This is a genomic window from Catellatospora sp. NPDC049133 (assembly GCF_040648455.1).
Classification (GTDB): Bacteria; Actinomycetota; Actinomycetes; order Mycobacteriales; family Micromonosporaceae; genus Catellatospora; species Catellatospora aurea.
On sequence record NZ_JBEZDT010000005.1, the window covers coordinates 127,946 to 143,620 of the forward strand.

14 protein-coding genes are annotated in these 15,675 nt (G+C 72.3%); 4 read left to right on the top strand and 10 right to left on the bottom strand.

Going from position 1 to position 15,675, the window contains the following annotated elements:
- The first annotated feature begins 187 nt into the window (after positions 1–187).
- The 3 genes from AB0B35_RS07220 (at position 188) to AB0B35_RS07230 (ending at position 3,387) form a co-directional block, all read left to right on the top strand.
- Positions 188–2,191 (top strand): hypothetical protein, encoded by a 2,004-nt coding sequence (locus tag AB0B35_RS07220; RefSeq protein ID WP_361041852.1) that lies wholly within the window; start codon positions 188–190, stop codon positions 2,189–2,191.
- A gap of 79 nt (positions 2,192–2,270) precedes the next feature.
- On the top strand, positions 2,271–2,648 hold the full coding sequence (locus AB0B35_RS07225) for a VOC family protein (protein WP_361041854.1): 378 nt from the start codon (positions 2,271–2,273) through the stop codon (positions 2,646–2,648).
- 55 nt (positions 2,649–2,703) lie between these two features.
- Positions 2,704–3,387 (top strand): DUF305 domain-containing protein, encoded by a 684-nt coding sequence (locus AB0B35_RS07230; protein WP_361041857.1) that lies wholly within the window; start codon positions 2,704–2,706, stop codon positions 3,385–3,387.
- A gap of 16 nt (positions 3,388–3,403) precedes the next feature.
- On the opposite strand, the gene AB0B35_RS07235 is transcribed toward AB0B35_RS07230, so the two are convergent.
- From AB0B35_RS07235 to AB0B35_RS07260, 6 genes are all read right to left on the bottom strand, one after another.
- Entirely contained in the window at positions 3,404–4,018 is a 615-nt protein-coding gene (locus tag AB0B35_RS07235; RefSeq protein ID WP_361041860.1) for a M23 family metallopeptidase, read from the bottom strand.
- A 313-nt stretch (positions 4,019–4,331) separates the two neighbouring features.
- On the bottom strand, positions 4,332–6,806 hold the full coding sequence (locus AB0B35_RS07240; protein ID WP_361041861.1) for a DUF4132 domain-containing protein: 2,475 nt from the start codon (positions 6,804–6,806) through the stop codon (positions 4,332–4,334).
- Positions 6,807–6,888: 82 nt separating this feature from the next.
- Positions 6,889–7,611 (bottom strand): VOC family protein, encoded by a 723-nt coding sequence (locus AB0B35_RS07245; protein ID WP_361041863.1) that lies wholly within the window; start codon positions 7,609–7,611, stop codon positions 6,889–6,891.
- Positions 7,612–7,750: 139 nt separating this feature from the next.
- Positions 7,751–8,413: a 4'-phosphopantetheinyl transferase superfamily protein gene (locus tag AB0B35_RS07250; RefSeq protein WP_361041865.1), complete on the bottom strand. Its 663-nt coding sequence runs from the start codon at positions 8,411–8,413 to the stop codon at positions 7,751–7,753.
- Positions 8,410–9,252, bottom strand: a complete 843-nt coding sequence (locus AB0B35_RS07255; protein WP_361042176.1) for a metallophosphoesterase — start codon at positions 9,250–9,252, stop codon at positions 8,410–8,412. Before AB0B35_RS07255 ends, AB0B35_RS07250 begins: the two co-directional genes overlap by 4 nt.
- Before the next feature lie 79 nt (positions 9,253–9,331).
- Complete coding sequence (locus AB0B35_RS07260) at positions 9,332–9,709, bottom strand: helix-turn-helix domain-containing protein (protein ID WP_361041868.1); 378 nt, start codon at positions 9,707–9,709, stop codon at positions 9,332–9,334.
- Between the two features lie 101 nt (positions 9,710–9,810).
- Here AB0B35_RS07260 and AB0B35_RS07265 point away from each other — a divergent pair, with 101 nt between their 5' ends.
- On the top strand, positions 9,811–10,449 hold the full coding sequence (locus AB0B35_RS07265; RefSeq protein WP_360526605.1) for an NAD(P)H-binding protein: 639 nt from the start codon (positions 9,811–9,813) through the stop codon (positions 10,447–10,449).
- A 49-nt stretch (positions 10,450–10,498) separates the two neighbouring features.
- On the opposite strand, the gene AB0B35_RS07270 is transcribed toward AB0B35_RS07265, so the two are convergent.
- The 4 genes from AB0B35_RS07270 to AB0B35_RS07285 all read right to left on the bottom strand — a co-directional run bounded on the left by AB0B35_RS07270 (position 10,499) and on the right by AB0B35_RS07285 (position 15,662).
- Positions 10,499–12,955, bottom strand: coding sequence for a LuxR C-terminal-related transcriptional regulator (locus AB0B35_RS07270; RefSeq protein WP_361041871.1), 2,457 nt, complete (start codon positions 12,953–12,955; stop codon positions 10,499–10,501).
- Between the two features lie 302 nt (positions 12,956–13,257).
- On the bottom strand, positions 13,258–14,034 hold the full coding sequence (locus AB0B35_RS07275; protein WP_360526611.1) for an alpha/beta fold hydrolase: 777 nt from the start codon (positions 14,032–14,034) through the stop codon (positions 13,258–13,260).
- A gap of 15 nt (positions 14,035–14,049) precedes the next feature.
- Positions 14,050–14,406 carry a nuclear transport factor 2 family protein gene (locus tag AB0B35_RS07280; protein ID WP_361041873.1) on the bottom strand — a complete coding sequence of 119 codons (357 nt, stop codon included), beginning with the start codon at positions 14,404–14,406 and terminating at the stop codon, positions 14,050–14,052.
- A 32-nt stretch (positions 14,407–14,438) separates the two neighbouring features.
- The gene (locus AB0B35_RS07285; RefSeq protein ID WP_361041875.1) at positions 14,439–15,662 is read right to left on the bottom strand and encodes a cytochrome P450; all 1,224 of its coding nucleotides are present in this window, start codon (positions 15,660–15,662) and stop codon (positions 14,439–14,441) included.
- Positions 15,663–15,675: the final 13 nt, after the last annotated feature.

Here is a 15,675-nt window from a genome sequence, read left to right on the forward strand (position 1 = left end):
GATGCGAACGATCACCGCACCATGAGTCAGCGCAGACTAATGCAGGGGCTTGCCTGGTGGGAGGCGAGGCCGCCGGCCCTCTTGCCCCGATCGCCCCCCTTCGATACCGTCCGGTGAGGTGCGGCGACCGTCCCACTCATTACACGCCGCGCCGAGTTGAGCCCCCTCCACAAGAGAGGCGCGATACATGCCGACCACTCCACGACGCACCATCCACCGCATGCTGGCCGCAGGCGCGGCCACCCTACTCATCGCCGCACTGACGCCGGGCGCGGCTCATGCCGACGAACCGGATCCCCGCATCGGACTCGGTGCGGGCTGGCTCGACGCGCAGTCGGCGATCGGCAATCTCGAACACCTCGCCAACCTCGACAAACCACCGGGCTTCGTCAATCCGGCCAACCCCGGCGACTTCGGCTTCGTCACCTCGGACCTTGCCTTCACCGGCCACTACGCGATCATGGGCAACTTCAACGGGTTCAACGTCGTCGACATCGCGAACCCGTCCGCCCCGTCGGTCGTGACCAGCGTCGTCTGCCCGGGCGGGCAGGGTGACGTGTCGGTCTACGGCGACCTGCTGTTCATGTCGGTCGAGGAGAGCCGCGCCCGCGTCGACTGCGGCACCAACCCGACCATCGGCGAGCGCTTCCAGGGCGTGCGCGTCTTCGACATCAGCGACATCACCACGCCGACCCAGGTCGCGGCCGTCCAGCTGTGCCGCGGTTCGCACACGCACTCGGTGGTCACCGACCCCGACGACCCGGCCAACGTCTACGTGTACGTCTCCGGCACCGCCGGGGTGCGACCGGTGGCCACGATGGCGGGCTGCAACAACAACCCGGCCAACGGCGAGGACCCGTCCCGCTGGCGCATCGACGTCATCAAGGTCCCGGTCGCCGACCCGGCCGCCGCCGCGGTGGTCAGCGGTCCGCGGCTGTTCGCCGACCCGGACACCGGCGCGGTCGACGGGCTGCAGAACACGCCGCCCGCCCCGACGCACCCGTCGGGCGCGAACTGGGGTCCCACCCCCATCACGGACGCCTGCCACGACATCACCGCCTACCCGGCCGTCGGGCTGGCGGCCGGCGCATGCGAGGGCAACGGCATCCTGATCGACATCTCCGACCCCGCCAACCCCGTGCGCCTGGACGAGGTGGCCGACCCCAACTTCGCGTACTGGCACTCGGCGACGCTGACCAACGACGGCAAGAAGGTCATCTTCACCGACGAGTGGGGCGGCGGCACGGGGGCCCGGTGCCGCCCGACCGACCAGGCCAGCTGGGGCGCGAACGCGGTCTTCGACATCGTCGACGGCAAGATGGAGTTCCGCAGCTACTACAAGCTGCCGGTGCCCCAGACGCTGACCGAGAACTGCGTCGCGCACAACGGCTCGCTGATCCCGGTGCCCGGCCGCGACATCATGGCCCAGGCCTGGTACCAGGGCGGCATCTCGCTGGTCGACTACACCGACTCGGCGCACCCGAAGGAGATCGCGTTCTTCGACCGCGGCCCGATCTCGGCCACCGCGCTCGTGCTGGGCGGCATGTGGTCCGCGTACTGGTACAACGGCGCGGTCTACGGCAGTGAGATCGCCCGCGGCCTCGACGTGTTCGGCCTCAAGCCGAGCGTCCACCTGACCGAGGCGGAGATCGCCGCGGCCCGGCAGATCCAGCTGCCCGAGTTCAACGCCCAGCACCAGACGAAGTTCACCTGGGCGCCGAGCTTCGCGGTGGCGCGGGCGCGCTTCGACCAACTGGCCCGCACCTGCACCACGACCATCGACGGCCGCCACAACGGCTCGCTGACGGTCTCGGGTGTGACCTGCCTGGACGGCGCGACCGTCAACGGCCCGGTCGCGGTCCGCAGGGGCGCGACGCTGCTCGCGATCGACTCGACGATCTCCGGCCCGGTGTCGGCGTCGTCGGCGGCCGCGGTGCACCTCTACCACAGCACCGTCCGCGGCCCGGTGGCCGTCTCCGGTGCGACGGGCAGCGTGGCGGTCGTCGACACGACCGTGCACGGGCCGGTCTCACTGTCGGGCGGCAGCACGCCCGGCGTCGAGCCGATCATCGCCGACAGCACGATCAACGGCCCGCTCGCCTGCTCCGGCAACACCCCCGCGCCGATCAACCTCGGCGCGGCCAACACGGTCAACGGCCCCGCCGGCGGCCAGTGCGCCACGCTCGACTGAGCACGGCACGCAAAGCGCAGGGGGCGGCCCACCGGTTTCGGCGGGCCGCCCCCTCCGCGTTTCGGGCAAGATGGACGTCATGCCCGTACAGCTCAATCACACCATCGTCATGGCCGCCGACCGCGACCGGAGCGCGGACTTCCTCACCGACCTGCTCGGCCTCGCGCCCGCCGCGACCTACGGCCCGTTCCGGGTGGTCGCCCTGGCCAACGGCGTATCCCTCGACGTCGTGCGCGCCGACGGACCGATCCGCACGCAGCACTACGCGTTCCTGGTGACCGAGGACGAGTTCGACCAGATCTGGACCCGCATCCGCGACCGCGGCCTGACGTTCTGGGCCGACCCGTTCCACAGCAGGCCGAACGAGATCAACCACAACGACGGCGGCCGCGGCCTCTACTGGGAAGACCTCGACGGGCACAACCTCGAAATCATCACCCGCCCGTACGGCGGCTGACCCGGCCCACGCTGGACGGTCGCCGCGCGGCCGCACATCGGCTACCGTCTTGACCATGCTCGGCTCCCGCCGCCTCGCCATCGCCGCCGTGGCCGCCGCCGTCGCGACCGGTGTCGCGGTGGCCCTGATCGTCCTGCTGCCGGGTGACGACGCCGCCCCGGGCACGGCCGCGCCGACCCTACGCGTGGTCCAGCCGGGCGCGCCCGGACAGTCCGCGCGCACGCTCTCCCCCGCGGACGTCGCCGGGCTGTCCGCGCCGCCGCACAACGCGGCGGACACCGCCTTCATGGCCAAGATGATCCCGCACCATCGGCAGGCGTTGGAGATGACGGCGCTGGTCGCCGGCCGCAGCCGGAGCACCGAGATCGCCCAGCTCGCCGAGCGGATCACGATCTCGCAGCAGGACGAGATCGCGCTGATGGAGCGGTGGCTGACGGACCGCCGCGAAGCGCTGCCGTCGCCGCACGCGAATCACGTCGGCCACGGCGAGCTGATGCCCGGCATGCTCGACCAGAGCGACCTGACGCGGCTGGCCGACGCCGACGGCCCGGACTTCGACCGGCTCTTCCTCGACTACATGATCCGGCACCACCAGGGCGCGGTGACCATGGTCGACCAGCTCTACCAGGCCGGTGGGGGCATCGAACCGGCCAGCGACCGGCTCGCCCGCGAGGTCAACGCCGACCAGCAGATCGAGATCCGCCGTATGAAGGAACTGCTCGCCAAGCTCGCCGCCTGACGGCTCCGCCCGGCGGTCAGCTGGGCAGCGCCTCGATCTCCAGCTCGAAGTCGACGCCGCGCTCCTTGAACCACGACAGCGGGTCCTGCAGCACGCCGTCGACGTACAGCTCCAGGTGCAGGTGCACGCTGCGGGACAGGCCGGTGTTGCCGAGCAGCGCGATCGCCTCGCCGGCCTCGACCTGCTGGCCCCGCTTGACGAGGACGTGGCTGGCGTGGGCGTACACGGTCTGCACGCCGGCGCCGTGGTCGATGATGACCGAGTTGCCGAACGCGCCGTTCCAGCCCGCCTGCACCACGGTGCCGGCCCGCATCGCCGCGAACGGCGTGCCCTCGGGCAGCCCGGTGAGGTCCAGGCCGTGGCGTGAGTGGCCCGCCCCGGTGCTGAACCCGGCGGCCAGGTCGTAGTCGTGCAGCGGCAGCTTCCAGGTGTCGGTGCTCTCGGCCGTGGTCTCGGTGGTCCGCTCGGCACGGTTGGCACGGTCCGCGGCCTGCGCGCGATCACTGGTGGCGCCGCCGGTCTGGACGTACGCGGCTACCGCGCTGTCGGCGGCGTCGCCCTTCGCGTCGTCGACCGCGGCGCCCGTGGCGAACGCGACGACTCCCGCACCTGCCGCCGCCGTCGCCAGCACTGCGGTGTACCTGCGCCGGGACGGGACGTCTGCCCGTCGTCGACCCCGGTAACGGTCGCCTTCGCGGACAACTTCCGGCCGATACTGCACGTGTGCTCCCCGTCATCTCCCACCACCGCGAGGCGAGGTCCGCCGCGCGCAGGTGTCCGAACGTCAAGTGAGACTTGAACAAACTAGCCACCCCGCGTCCCCGGTCACAAACCGTGATTCGTGGTCCATTGGTGACTGTGTGTTGTCCTCGCTGGTACAGGGTTGGTCGACTACAACTATCGTTACCAAACGAAGCGAGCGACATCACCCCCTACGTCGGACGTCAGCCCCAGAGATGGTCACTTCCGCACATGCTGCAGGCCGGCACGGTCCCGTGCGGCAGCAGACCCAGTTTCTCCAAGGTCCACTCGTCGGTGATCTTCTCGTCTTCGGCCAGCAGCAGGATCCGGGTGAGCAGGCGCGTGGTCGCATGGTCGGCACGCTCGACGGGCTGGAACAGCGCAGGATGCTGCGTGTCGCCGAAGCTGTACGACAGGTCGCGCGGCCCCGGGCGGTCGCCGATCACGACGGCATCGGTGCCCAGGTGCAGCCGGTACACCGCGCGCGAGCCGTCGACCACGACGGTGTCGCCGTGCCGGGTGATCCGGTCCGGTCCGCCGTCGCCGAGCACGGCGGTCAGCAGTTCCGCGCGGGACCGCGCCAGGCCCGTCGAGTAGTCGCCGACGCTGCGGCGGCCGGCCCAGGCGGCCCGGTCGAGATCGCGCACCGCCTCCGAGAACACCACCGGCGGCACCCGGTCGGCGGGCATGGCGGTGTCGCCGTCGCGGAACTCCAGCCGGGTGAAGCCGACGTCGCCCGCCGCCCAGTAGCCCGCCGTGACGGCGTGCAGCACCGCGGTGTGCTCGCCCAGCCGTCTGGTCGCGTACGGCTGTGCGGTGTCGTGAAGAGACCAGCCGCGGGACGCCAGTTCCCGGGCCGCCGCGCCTCCGTCGATCACCCGGCCGGTGAAGCGGGTCGCGTCGCCGGTGAGTTCTTCAGGCGTCGGCGCGTACCACTCGCGGAACAGCTGCGGCACCGGCTGGCAGAGCCTGCGCCGGGCCGCCTCCGCCTGCCAACGCCCCAGCAGTCCGGCGGCGGCCAGCGTGGCTGGATGCGCCGCGCTGACCGGGCCAGTCGCGTCCACGTCGTCGAGCAGCCCGAACAGGCCGCCCTGGTCCTGCCACACCAGCAGCGGCAGCAGCCCTGCCCCGACCGGGGTGGCGCGGAGCCGGGCCAGCTCCGCGGGCGGCACCGGCACGCCGGTGGTGACGAGGCGGTGCAGCCTGCCGCGCAGCCGCGAGGCATGGCCGCGTACCAGTTCGTGATGCTCCCGCAACGCGACCATGCCCGGGTCCTCGCGTACGGCCTTGGGCAGGGACTTCAGCACGCGGCCGCCCTTGCTCGCGACGACCGCCGGCTCGCCCGCGACGAACCCCACGGCGGCCGTGTACGGCCCGACGACCAGCGGCGGCGGGACCGGTGTGGGCGAATGCGCCTCCCCCGCCTCGTCCAGCGCGGCGGCGTCGGCGTATCCGCCGACCTGGGCCAGGTGGTCCAGCGCGACGTCCAGGGCCACCGCGTGCTGACGTCGCCGCTCCGGGGAGAACTCCATGCCCCGCCGGTGCACCTCACGCAGCGCCACCCAGCGGTCCAACACGGTCTCACCGTCGGCCGGCGGCAGCATGCCGTACGCCGTGAGGCCCACCGGCGAGTCCTTGGCCACCCGCGTCATGACCGGTCCGCGGCGCAGCCCGAGGGCCGCCGCGACCACGTCGTTGGGCACCAGTTTCAGCAACCGGGCCACGTCCGCGCCGCCCGCCTCGGCCGCCGCCGCGAGGATCGCCGCCCGGTCGTTGCGCACCACGCGGCTCGTCGCCTGGCCCGTCTGGATCAGACGCAGCAGGCGCTCGGCCCCGGCCAGGCCGAGCAGCGGCAGCAGCGCCTGCGCGTCCCCGGCCGCCAGGCGCAGCGTGAACGCCCGCTCCTGCCGCTCCACGGGCGCACCGCGCAGCAGTCCGATCAGCTCGCCCCGCTCGGCCGAGGTCAGCGCCGCCGCGCCCAGGTGCCGGGCGACCCGCCAGTTGCCGGTGAAGTCGAGCGCCCACCGCACGAAGCGCAACCCACGCGGCACGGGCAGCGTCAGCAGCCGGTCCTCGTCGAGGGCCGGCGCGCAGACCAGTTCCCACATCCGGTCGTGCAGGGCGGGCCGGAACCGGTCGCCGGTGGCCGAGGCGACGACCGGACTGCCGCGGCCGACCAGCTTGCGGACCGTGTCGGTGTCGGCGGCGAACCGCTCGACGACCTCGTCGTCCAGCTCGCCTGCCGCCTGGAGCGCGTCCAGCAGCAGTGCGCGCGACGTGCCACAGATCTCGCCGAGCGGGGTGAGCGCGACGACGCGCAGCAGGTTCAGGTCACCGGCGTCGAGCGCGGCGACGACGAGCGCGTCGAGGCGGACGTCGGGGCTCTGCTGCCCGCCGAGCAGGGCCCGCAGCGCGGCCAGCCGCGCCGTGGTCCGCCAGGGCGCGTCGAGCACGTCGGCGGGGTCGGCGGGGTCGGTGAGCGGGAACGCCGTGTCGTACAGCCGGTCCAGCTCCTGCTCGTCGGCTTTCGGCAGGCGTCCGGCGCTCGCGGTCTCCAACTGGGCCAGCATGTCCCGGGCCGTGGTCCGCAGGGCGGCGAGGTCGCCGGCGGCCCCCGCCCGGCGGGCCCGATGTACCAGCGCCATCATCGCCAGCGTGCCGCCCGACTGCTCGAACATCGCCCACCCCTGCCGTCCACGCCTGCCGCCCATGATCCGTCCAGACCCTAAGGGACGGCTGCGACAGGCGCGGACGGGCGTGCTATCGGGGCATCAGCAAGCAGAACTCGTTGCCGCCCGGCGCGGCCATCATCACCCGACCGGCGTCGTCGCGCCCCTTGTCGAGCAGGGTCGCGCCGAGGGAGAGCAAGCGTTCGATCTCGGCCTGCTGATCGCCGCCGACCGGTGGAGCGAGGTCGAGGTACAGCCGGTCGGTGCCCGTCTTGGGCATCAGCGGCGGACCACCCCACGTGATCTTCGTGCCGCCGTACGGCGCCTGGATCGCGGTCTCCTGGTCCTGGTCCCAGACCAGCGGCCAGCCGAGCGCCGCGCTCCAGAAGTAGCCGACCTCCGGCATGCCGTCGCTGGACAGCGCGCCGATGAGGCCGCAGCCCGCGAGGAAGTTGTTGCCCGGCTCGATGACGCAGAACTCGTTGCCCTCGGGGTCGGCGAGCACCACGTGGTCGGCATCGGGGCCCTGGCCCACGTCGATGTGCCGGCCGCCGAGTTCGAGCGCCGTGGCCACGGTCTGCCGCTGGGCCTCCAGGGACGCGCTCGGAAGGTCGAAGTGCGCGCGGTTCTGCCCGATCTTCGGCTCGGTGCTCGGGACGAACCGGATCCGGAACGCGGTGTCGTCATCGGGCAGGAGCACGACGCCGTCGTGCGGATCGTCGACGAGCTGCCTGCCCAGGACTCCCGCCCAGAACCGCGCGAGTGGCAGCGGTTCGAGCGCGTTGAAGCAGAGGGCGGACAGTCGACTGGTCATCGTGTGCTCACTTCCGATCCGCCGGCCGGTGGGCCAGGGCTGTGCGGCTTCCCGCACGGCACCCTAGACGCGCGGCGGTCTCACCCGCAGCCGAGTATTCGAGCAGCCCGGCGCGCGGCCCTGAGACCGCGCAGTGGCGTCACGGCCGGACGGGCACGGTCACCGCGGTGACCACGAGGTCGGCGGAGGCGGCGAAACGACCGTCGAACCGCGACAGCGGGGTGTCGCCGTACCGGGGAGCGTCGATCAGCACAGTGGCGCTGAACGTGCCGGCGTCCGGGTCGAAGGCGAGGTCGGCGTCGGTGAAGTCGAGCCAGCGCCGGGCCAGCGGGAACCATGCCTTGTAGACCGACTCCTTGGCGCTGAAGAGCACCCGGTCCCAGCAGACCCCGGGGTGGGCGGCGGCCATCGCCCGTAGCCGGGCCAGTTCGGCGGGCAGCGCGATCGTGTCGAGCACGCCGCCGGGCAGCGGCTGGTGCGGTTCGGCGTCGACGCCGACCGACCCGAGATCGGCGGCGCGGGCGACGGCGGCGGCGCGGTAGCCGGCGCAGTGGGTGATGCTGCCGACCGTCCCGGCGGGCCACAGCGGCTGCCCGCGCTCGCCGGCGAGCAGCGGCGCGGGCGCGAAGCCGTGCCTGGCCAGCGCCTCGCGGGCGCAGCGCCGGGCGGTCGCGAACTCGGTGCGCCGCTTGTCCACCGCGCGCGCCACCAGCTGCTCCTCCTCCGGGAACAGCGGTGCGGGCACGGTGTCGTCGAACGCCTCCACCACCGTGGCGGCGGCGGGCAGCAGCGGGCCCATCATGCGGGCACCGCGGCCCACTGCACCGGACGCAGCATCGCGGGCGGGGCGGACCGGGTCTTCCACTCGCGCGGGTAGCCCAGCGACACCTCCTGGAACGGCACGCCGTCGTACCAGGTCAGGCGTGGGATGTGCAGGTGGCCGTAGACGGCTGCCGCGGCGCGGTAGCGCACGTGCCAGTCGGCGGTCAGCTCGGTGCCGCACCACTGCGCGAACTGCGGGTGCCACAGCACGTCGGTCGGCTGCCGGACCAGCGGGAAGTGGTTGACCAGGAGGGTGGGCAGACCCGGGTCGACCGCGTCCAGCCGCGCGCGGGTGTACTCGACCCGGGCCAGGCACCACTCCTCGCGGCTGGCGTACGGGTCGGGGTGCAGCAGCATCTCGTCGGTGCACACGATGCCGGTGTCGTACGCGTGCTGCAACGCCATCGCCTTGGTCAGCATGCCGGGCATCCGGAACGAGTAGTCGTACAGCAGGAACAGCGGCGCGACGGCCACCGGGCCGCCCTCGCCCTCCCATACGGCGTAGTCGTCCTCCGGGGTCAGCACGCCGAGCTGCCGACACCGCCGCACCAGGTCGAGGTAGCGGCGCTCGCCGCGGGTCTGCACCGGGTCCTGCGGCGGAGTCCACAACTCGTGGTTGCCCGGCGCCCAGATCACCTTGGCGAACCGTTCGCGGAGCCCGGCGAGCACGTCGACGACGTCGTCGAAGATCTCGCCGACGTCACCGGCGACGATGAGCCAGTCCCGCGGCGAGGTGGGCCGCAGCCCGTCGAGCAGCGCGCGGTTCTCGGCGTAGCCCACGTGCAGGTCGCTGATGGCGTAAAGCGTGCCGGGTTGCATTCTCACCTCATGCGGGGTGCTGGCGGGCGGCAGCACGAAGGAAGGGACAGCCCGGTCCCTTCCTTCGTGGACGTACGGCTCAGGCCGCGGCGGCGGCCTTCTCCCACTCCTCGCGGGCGGCGAGGATCGTGGGCAGGTGCTCCTTGGCCCACTCGCGGCAGGCGGCGATCGGTTCCAGCAGGGTGCGGCCCAGGTCGGTGAGCTCGTAGACGACCCGGGGCGGGATCTCCGGGTACGCCGTACGCGTGATCATTCCGTCGCGCTCCATGCCGCGCAGGGTCTGGGCGAGCACCTTCGCGGTCACGCCGCGCAGCGGGACCTGGATCTCGGTGAAGCGCCTGGGGCCGTCCTCCAGGCAGCAGATGATCAGCCCGGCCCACTTGTCGCCGATGCGGATCGGCATCGCGCTGGACGGGCAGGCCGGATCGAACATCTCTGGGTCCAATGACGTGGTCACTATCCAGAGGGTACTTAGGTACCCTTGCGGTAACAAGTACCTTCCGTTCTAGACTCGGCCACAAAGATCGGGATACACCGATACTAGGGGAAGGTCTGCATATGAGCAGGATTATCGTGTTCGGCGCCGGTGGCAAGGCCGGCCGTGCCGTCGTCGACGAGGCCGTCAAGCGCGGCCACGAGGTGACGGCCGTGGTCCGCGACCCGTCCAAGTACGCCGACCTGGGCGTCGCCGCGGTGGCGGGCGACGTGCGCGACGCGTCCTCGGTGGCGGGCCTGGCCGCCGGGCACGACGCCGCCGTGAACGCCGCGTACGACCCGCAGAGCGCCCCGGGCGACTTCTTCGTGGGCGCGGCCAACGCGTTCCTGGAGGGGCTGCCGAAGGCGGGCGTGGGCCGGGCCGTCGTGATCGGCATGGTCTCCAACCTGGAGGTCGCGCCCGGCGTGCGCATGCTGGACACGCCGGACTTCCCGGAGGCGTACAAGGAGTTCGCGCAGGGCCACACCGCGGGCCTGGACACGCTGCGCACCGCCGACACCGAGCTGGACTGGGTCGTGCTGACCCCGCCGATGGTGCTGGACCAGGCCGAGCGCACCGGCGCCTACCGCACCGGCGGCGACCAGCTGCTGGCCAAGGAGGACGGCACCAGCCACCTGTCCTACGCCGACCTGGCGGTCGCCATCGTCGACGAGATCGACAACCCGCGCCACCACCGCACCCGCGTCGCGGTCGCGGACTGATTGAGGGCGGCGTGGTGGGGCGGGCGCCATCCTGGCCGCCCCACCACGCTCAACCGAGCCGGACCCGCAGCTCATTGCGGCCGACCACCTGCAGCTTGCGGTACGCGCGGGTCAGGTGCTGCTCGACCGTGCTGACGGTGATCGACAGCTCCCGGGCGATGGCCCGGTTCGTGGAGCCCTTCGCCGCCAGCACCGCCACCTGGCGCTCGGCCAGGGTGAGCCGGTCCAGGCAGTCGGCGTACCGGTCGACGATCTTGTACTTGGCGACCGGCTCGGTCTCCGTCCGGGTGAACACGTTGCGGCACAGGTGCTCGATCGTGGACAGCAGTCCGGGCGTGCCCGCCGAGGTCAGCAAGGATTCGAAGATGGACTCGCACTTGCGGGCGTGCTCGGCGTCGAGCGGGTCGTCCGACCGCCGCGGCAGCGCCTCGGCGATGGTGCTGACCGCCTTGTCGTAGTCGTTCATCGCCATGTACGCGGCGGCGACGCCGAGCTGCCAGCGCGCCAGCTCCTGCGAGTCGACCCGCCACAGCGTCATCAGCCGCCCGCAGCGCAGGTAATCCGCGAGCGCGAACAGGTGCTCGCCCGCGGCCAGGTAGAAGTGGCCCCGCGCGTACAGGTAGTGCAGGCCGTACCGGCTGTCGAACATCGGCTCGGGCAGGCGGTGCCGGAAGTAGCGCACACCCGCCTCATGGTCGCCGACGGCTGTGGTGCCCAGCAGCAGCGTGGACAGCGGCATGCCGAGCCGGATCCCCCACTGCTCCGGCGCCATCAGCTCCAGCGCGTGCTCGGCCTGGGCGATCGCTTTGGCGGTGTCACCGCCCCGCATGGTGATCTGCGCCTGAAGCGCGAGCAGTTCGGCGACGGCGGCGACGTCGCCTTCCGCGCGGGCGATCGAGGCGAAGCGCTCGCACCACGCCGCGGCGGGCGCGAACTGGTTCTCGTGCAGCAGGGTGGCCAGCGCGCTGACCACGGCCCGGGAGTTCTCCCGGCCGCGCTCCAAGGCGGTCAGCGCCGCGTGCGCGTCGGCCAGCGCGGGTTGCGTGTCGTGGCCGCCCAGCACCCGGCTGAGCGAGTGCACCGCGGCGAAGCGCGGCGACTGCTCGGTCAGCCGGCGGCTGTCGACCTTCACCCGGGCCAGCACCGACGGCAGCAGGCTCGGGTAGTCGCAGCCGATGATCAGCTGCCGGGCCCGCAGGTCGGCCACGGTGAACGCGCCCGGCGGCAGGCCGGCGATCTCCTGCTCCAGCGCGGCGACGGTCTCGGTGGCGTGCCACAGCGAGCGCGGCTCGGCGGTGCGCGGCTGCTCCCCCGCGCCGACGTGCCAGTGCCGGCGGCTGCGGCCGTCCCCGGCGAAGTCGAGGTTGCCCGCGGACCCGTCGCCGAGCATCTGCAGCACCCGCACCGGCACGAAACGGCTGGCGCTGACCCGCCGCTGGGGCTGCGGTGGCGCGGCTTCGCTGATCGGGTCGAGGTTCTCCACGGCGGCCAGCCAGGAGGCGACGTCGTCCGGGCTCGCCCCGGCCGGGACGAGCAGCTCGACGACCAGGCGGCTGAGCGACGCCCGCCGGCTGGCCGACATGTTGTGCAGCACCGCCTCGTGCGCGGCGCGGGTGCGGAACCCGGTGGCGTCGAGCAGGCCGCACGCGGTCAGCTCGGCGATCGCGCCCTCCGCGGGCTGCCCGCCGGCCACCTGCGACACCATGTCGACCGCGCCCAGTGAGCCGATCACGGCGACCGCCTCGGCGATGTCGCGGTCCTCCGGGTCGAGGGCGTGCAGGCAGTCGAGCACGGCCTGCCGGTAGGCCCGGCCGCCGACCGGGTCGACGCCGTCGGGCACGCGCCTGCCGTACCGGGCGAGGTGATCGGCCAGCAGCGCGTTCACCAGCGGCGCGCTGCCGTTGGTGACGGCGGCCAGGCGCTGCGCGAACGCCTCGCCGAGGGTGAGCCCGTGGCCGTGCCAGGCCGTGCGGACGACCTCGCACGAGGTGAGCGGCCCGAGGTCGATCCGTCGCAGGTGCGCCTGGTCGAGGAGATCGGCCCAGATCCCGGGGAACCCGGCGGCCGGGCGCGCCCGGTCGGCGCAGACCAGCAGTATCGGCTGCCCGGCCAGGCTGGCTGCCAGCTGCTTGACGAAGCGCTGCGAGGCCGGGTCGGCGTGGCGGAGGTCGTCGACCGCCACCACCACCGCGCTCGTGCCGGCCAGCGCGGACAGCCTGCCGACGAGTGTCCCGGCGTCGCTGAGCGCGGGCTCGACCGCCTGCCCCAGCGAGCCGAACAGCTGCCGCGGCACGGCCAGATGATCGGTCCGGTCGAACTTGGAGCACACCGCGGTGAGCACCAGGTCGCCCTCGTCGCGAGCGAGCTGGACGAGCAGATCGAGCAGGTACGTCTTGCCGCCGGCGGTCGGGCCGTCGAGCAGGACCACCTGGCCCGCGCCTTCGCGCGCCCGGGTCAGGGCGGACACCAGCTGTCGGTAACCGGATAGATGCACGGCAGCGCTCATCGTCGTCCCTCCCCCGTCGTGGTCCCGTACCCGGCGCCCCCCAGCGCCTCGCATGCGCAGCAACGAACCTGACACATCGAAGGGTACTGGCCACCTGTTACCGAACCGTGTCCAGAAAGAAAGGCCCCGTTGCCACCGCGACGAACTTACCGTCGGGCCGCCTATCGGGACCACCAACTGCCGACTTTCTCACTCGGTACAACGATTCGGCGTGGCTCGGAGTCTGGATTGGACATCGATATCCATGAAACTACTGCGTCCGGGGGTGTCCGCGCCGGGCGTCCGCCCGCCCGGCGCGGACCTCACGCCGTCGCCGCGTCCACGGCGCTGTGTGCGGCCGCGGTGACCGAGCGCAGTTCGCCCAGCACCGCGGCCTGCTGGCCGGTCAGGTAGAAGTGCCCGCCTGGTAGCACCCGCAGCCGGAACGCCCCGCCGGTGTGCGCCGCCCAGGTCTCCACCTCGGCCACGTCCACCCGCGGGTCGGCGTCACCCACCAGCGCCAGGATCGGCGCGGCGATCCGCCGCCCCGAGTCGCAGCGGTAGGTCTCCACCGCCTGGTAGTCGGCGCGCAGCGCGGGCAGGATCATCCGGACCACCTCGTCGTCGCCGAGCAGGTCCGACTCGGTGCCGCTGAGCAGCCGCAACTCGGTGACGATGCCCTCGTCGGTGCGCTGGTGCACGTTCTCGTGCCGCACCCGCGACGGCGCCCGCCGACCCGAGGCGACCAGGGCGCGCACCGGATGCCCGGCGGCCTCGAACCGCCGCGCGGTCTCGAACGCCACCAGCGCGCCCATGCTGTGGCCGAAGAACACCACCGGCCGGTCCGCATGGGGCGCCAGCACCTCGGCCAGCCGGTCGGCGAGCCCGTCGATACTGGTCAGCGGGGGTTCGGCCCGCCGGTCCTGGCGTCCCGGATACTGCACGGCCAGCACGTCCACCGCCGGCGCGAGCTCACGCGACACCGGGAAGAAGAAGCTGGCCGAGCCGCCCGCGTGCGGGAAGCACACCAGCCGGACGGGCGCGCCGTCGGCGGGATGGAAGCGGCGCACCCAGCGCTCGGCGTCAGAGGTCTGTGCCACAGCCATCGAGCGTACTCACGCCTTCCGGTACACGTCTTTGACGGCGATCCTGCCGTCGACCACGGTGAACACGTCGATCGAGCGGTCGAGCACCTTGCCGTCGAGGCTGACCACGATCTCCAGGTACACCTTGTCGCCCGCCTCGACGAGGTCGCCGTACGCGATCTTCACGCCCTTCGCCTCGTACTCCTTGCGCACGGCGATGAGCCTGGTCAGCAGCTCGGACATGGCGGGTTTGCGGTAGGTCGTGCCGGGCTCGGACCCCTCGGCGGCGATCCACACCCCGTCCTCGGCGAAATGCGCGATCGCGGCCGCCACGTCGTCGGCCTCGCCCGCCGCGAAGAATCCCGCGACCACGTCTGTGTTGGACATGCTGTGTCTCCCTGCTCGTTGCGGTGGATGGGTCACTTCAGGACGACCGGCAGCCGCTCCAGGCCGCGGAACTGCGCGGTGTAGCGCCAGGTCAGGTGCTCGACCGGGACGGCGAGCTGCCACGACGCGAACCGCTCCAGCAGCGCCCGGAAGACGATCTCGCCTTCGAGGCGGGCCAGCGGCGCGCCCACGCAGTGGTGGATGCCGTGCCCGAACGACAGGTGCGAACCGGCCCGCCGGTCCACGCGCAACCGGTCCGGGTCGTCGTACTGGGCCGGGTCGCGGTTGGCGGCCGGGAACGCCACGAAGACGATCTCCCCGGCGGGGATGACGACGTCGCCGACCGGGATGTCGGCGGTGCTGAACCGGATCGTGGACAGGTTCAGCGGACTCTCGAAGCGCAGGAACTCCTCGATCGCGCCGGGCAGCAGCGACGGGTCCGTACGCAGCAGTTCCTGCTGGTCGGGGTGGGTGAGCAGGGCCAGCATCCCGCTGCTGATCATGTTGGCGGTGGTCTCGTAGCCGGCGTTCATCACCAGGAAGACCGTGGACATCAGCTCGGCCGGCGCGAGGCGTACGCCGTCGTCGGTCGCCTGGATCAGCGCGGAGATCATGTCGTCGGCCGGTTCGGCGGCCTTGCCCGCGATCAATTCCCGCAGGTACTGGAACGCCGCACCCAGCGCCTGCTGCTTCTCCTCCGCGGTGATGTCGACGCTGGCCAGGGCGCTGCTCCAGACCTTGAAGTCGGCGAAGCGCTCCTCGGGCACGCCCAGCAGGTTGCCGATGACGTAGATCGGCAGCGCCAGCGCGATCCGGTCGACCAGGTCGAACTCCTCCCCCGGCCGGACGCCGTCGAGCAGCTCGTCGACCTGCCGTACGATCCACGGGCGCATCTGCTCGACGCGGCGCATGGTGAACGCCTTGCCCAGCAGCCGACGCAGCCGGGTGTGGTCCGGCGGGTCGCTGAACAGCATGCTCTTGGGCTGCTCGGTCGCCGATTGGCTGCCGTCCACCGAGTGGCGGTTGACCACGCCGGGCAGCGCCACCGAGTCCTTGGACAGCCGCGGGTCGGCCAGCAGGGCACGGCCGTGCTCGTGGCTGGTCACCACCCAGGCGTTCAGCTCGGTGGCCAGTGTCTTGACGACCTGCCGGGTGACCGGGCCGTCCTGGCGCAGCCGGGCGTACGTCGTGTAGGGGTCCTGCACGAAGCTCCAGCTGAGCAGGTCGACGTCGTCGGCCTGTGGTGCGTAGGTCACGGTATTGTCCTTT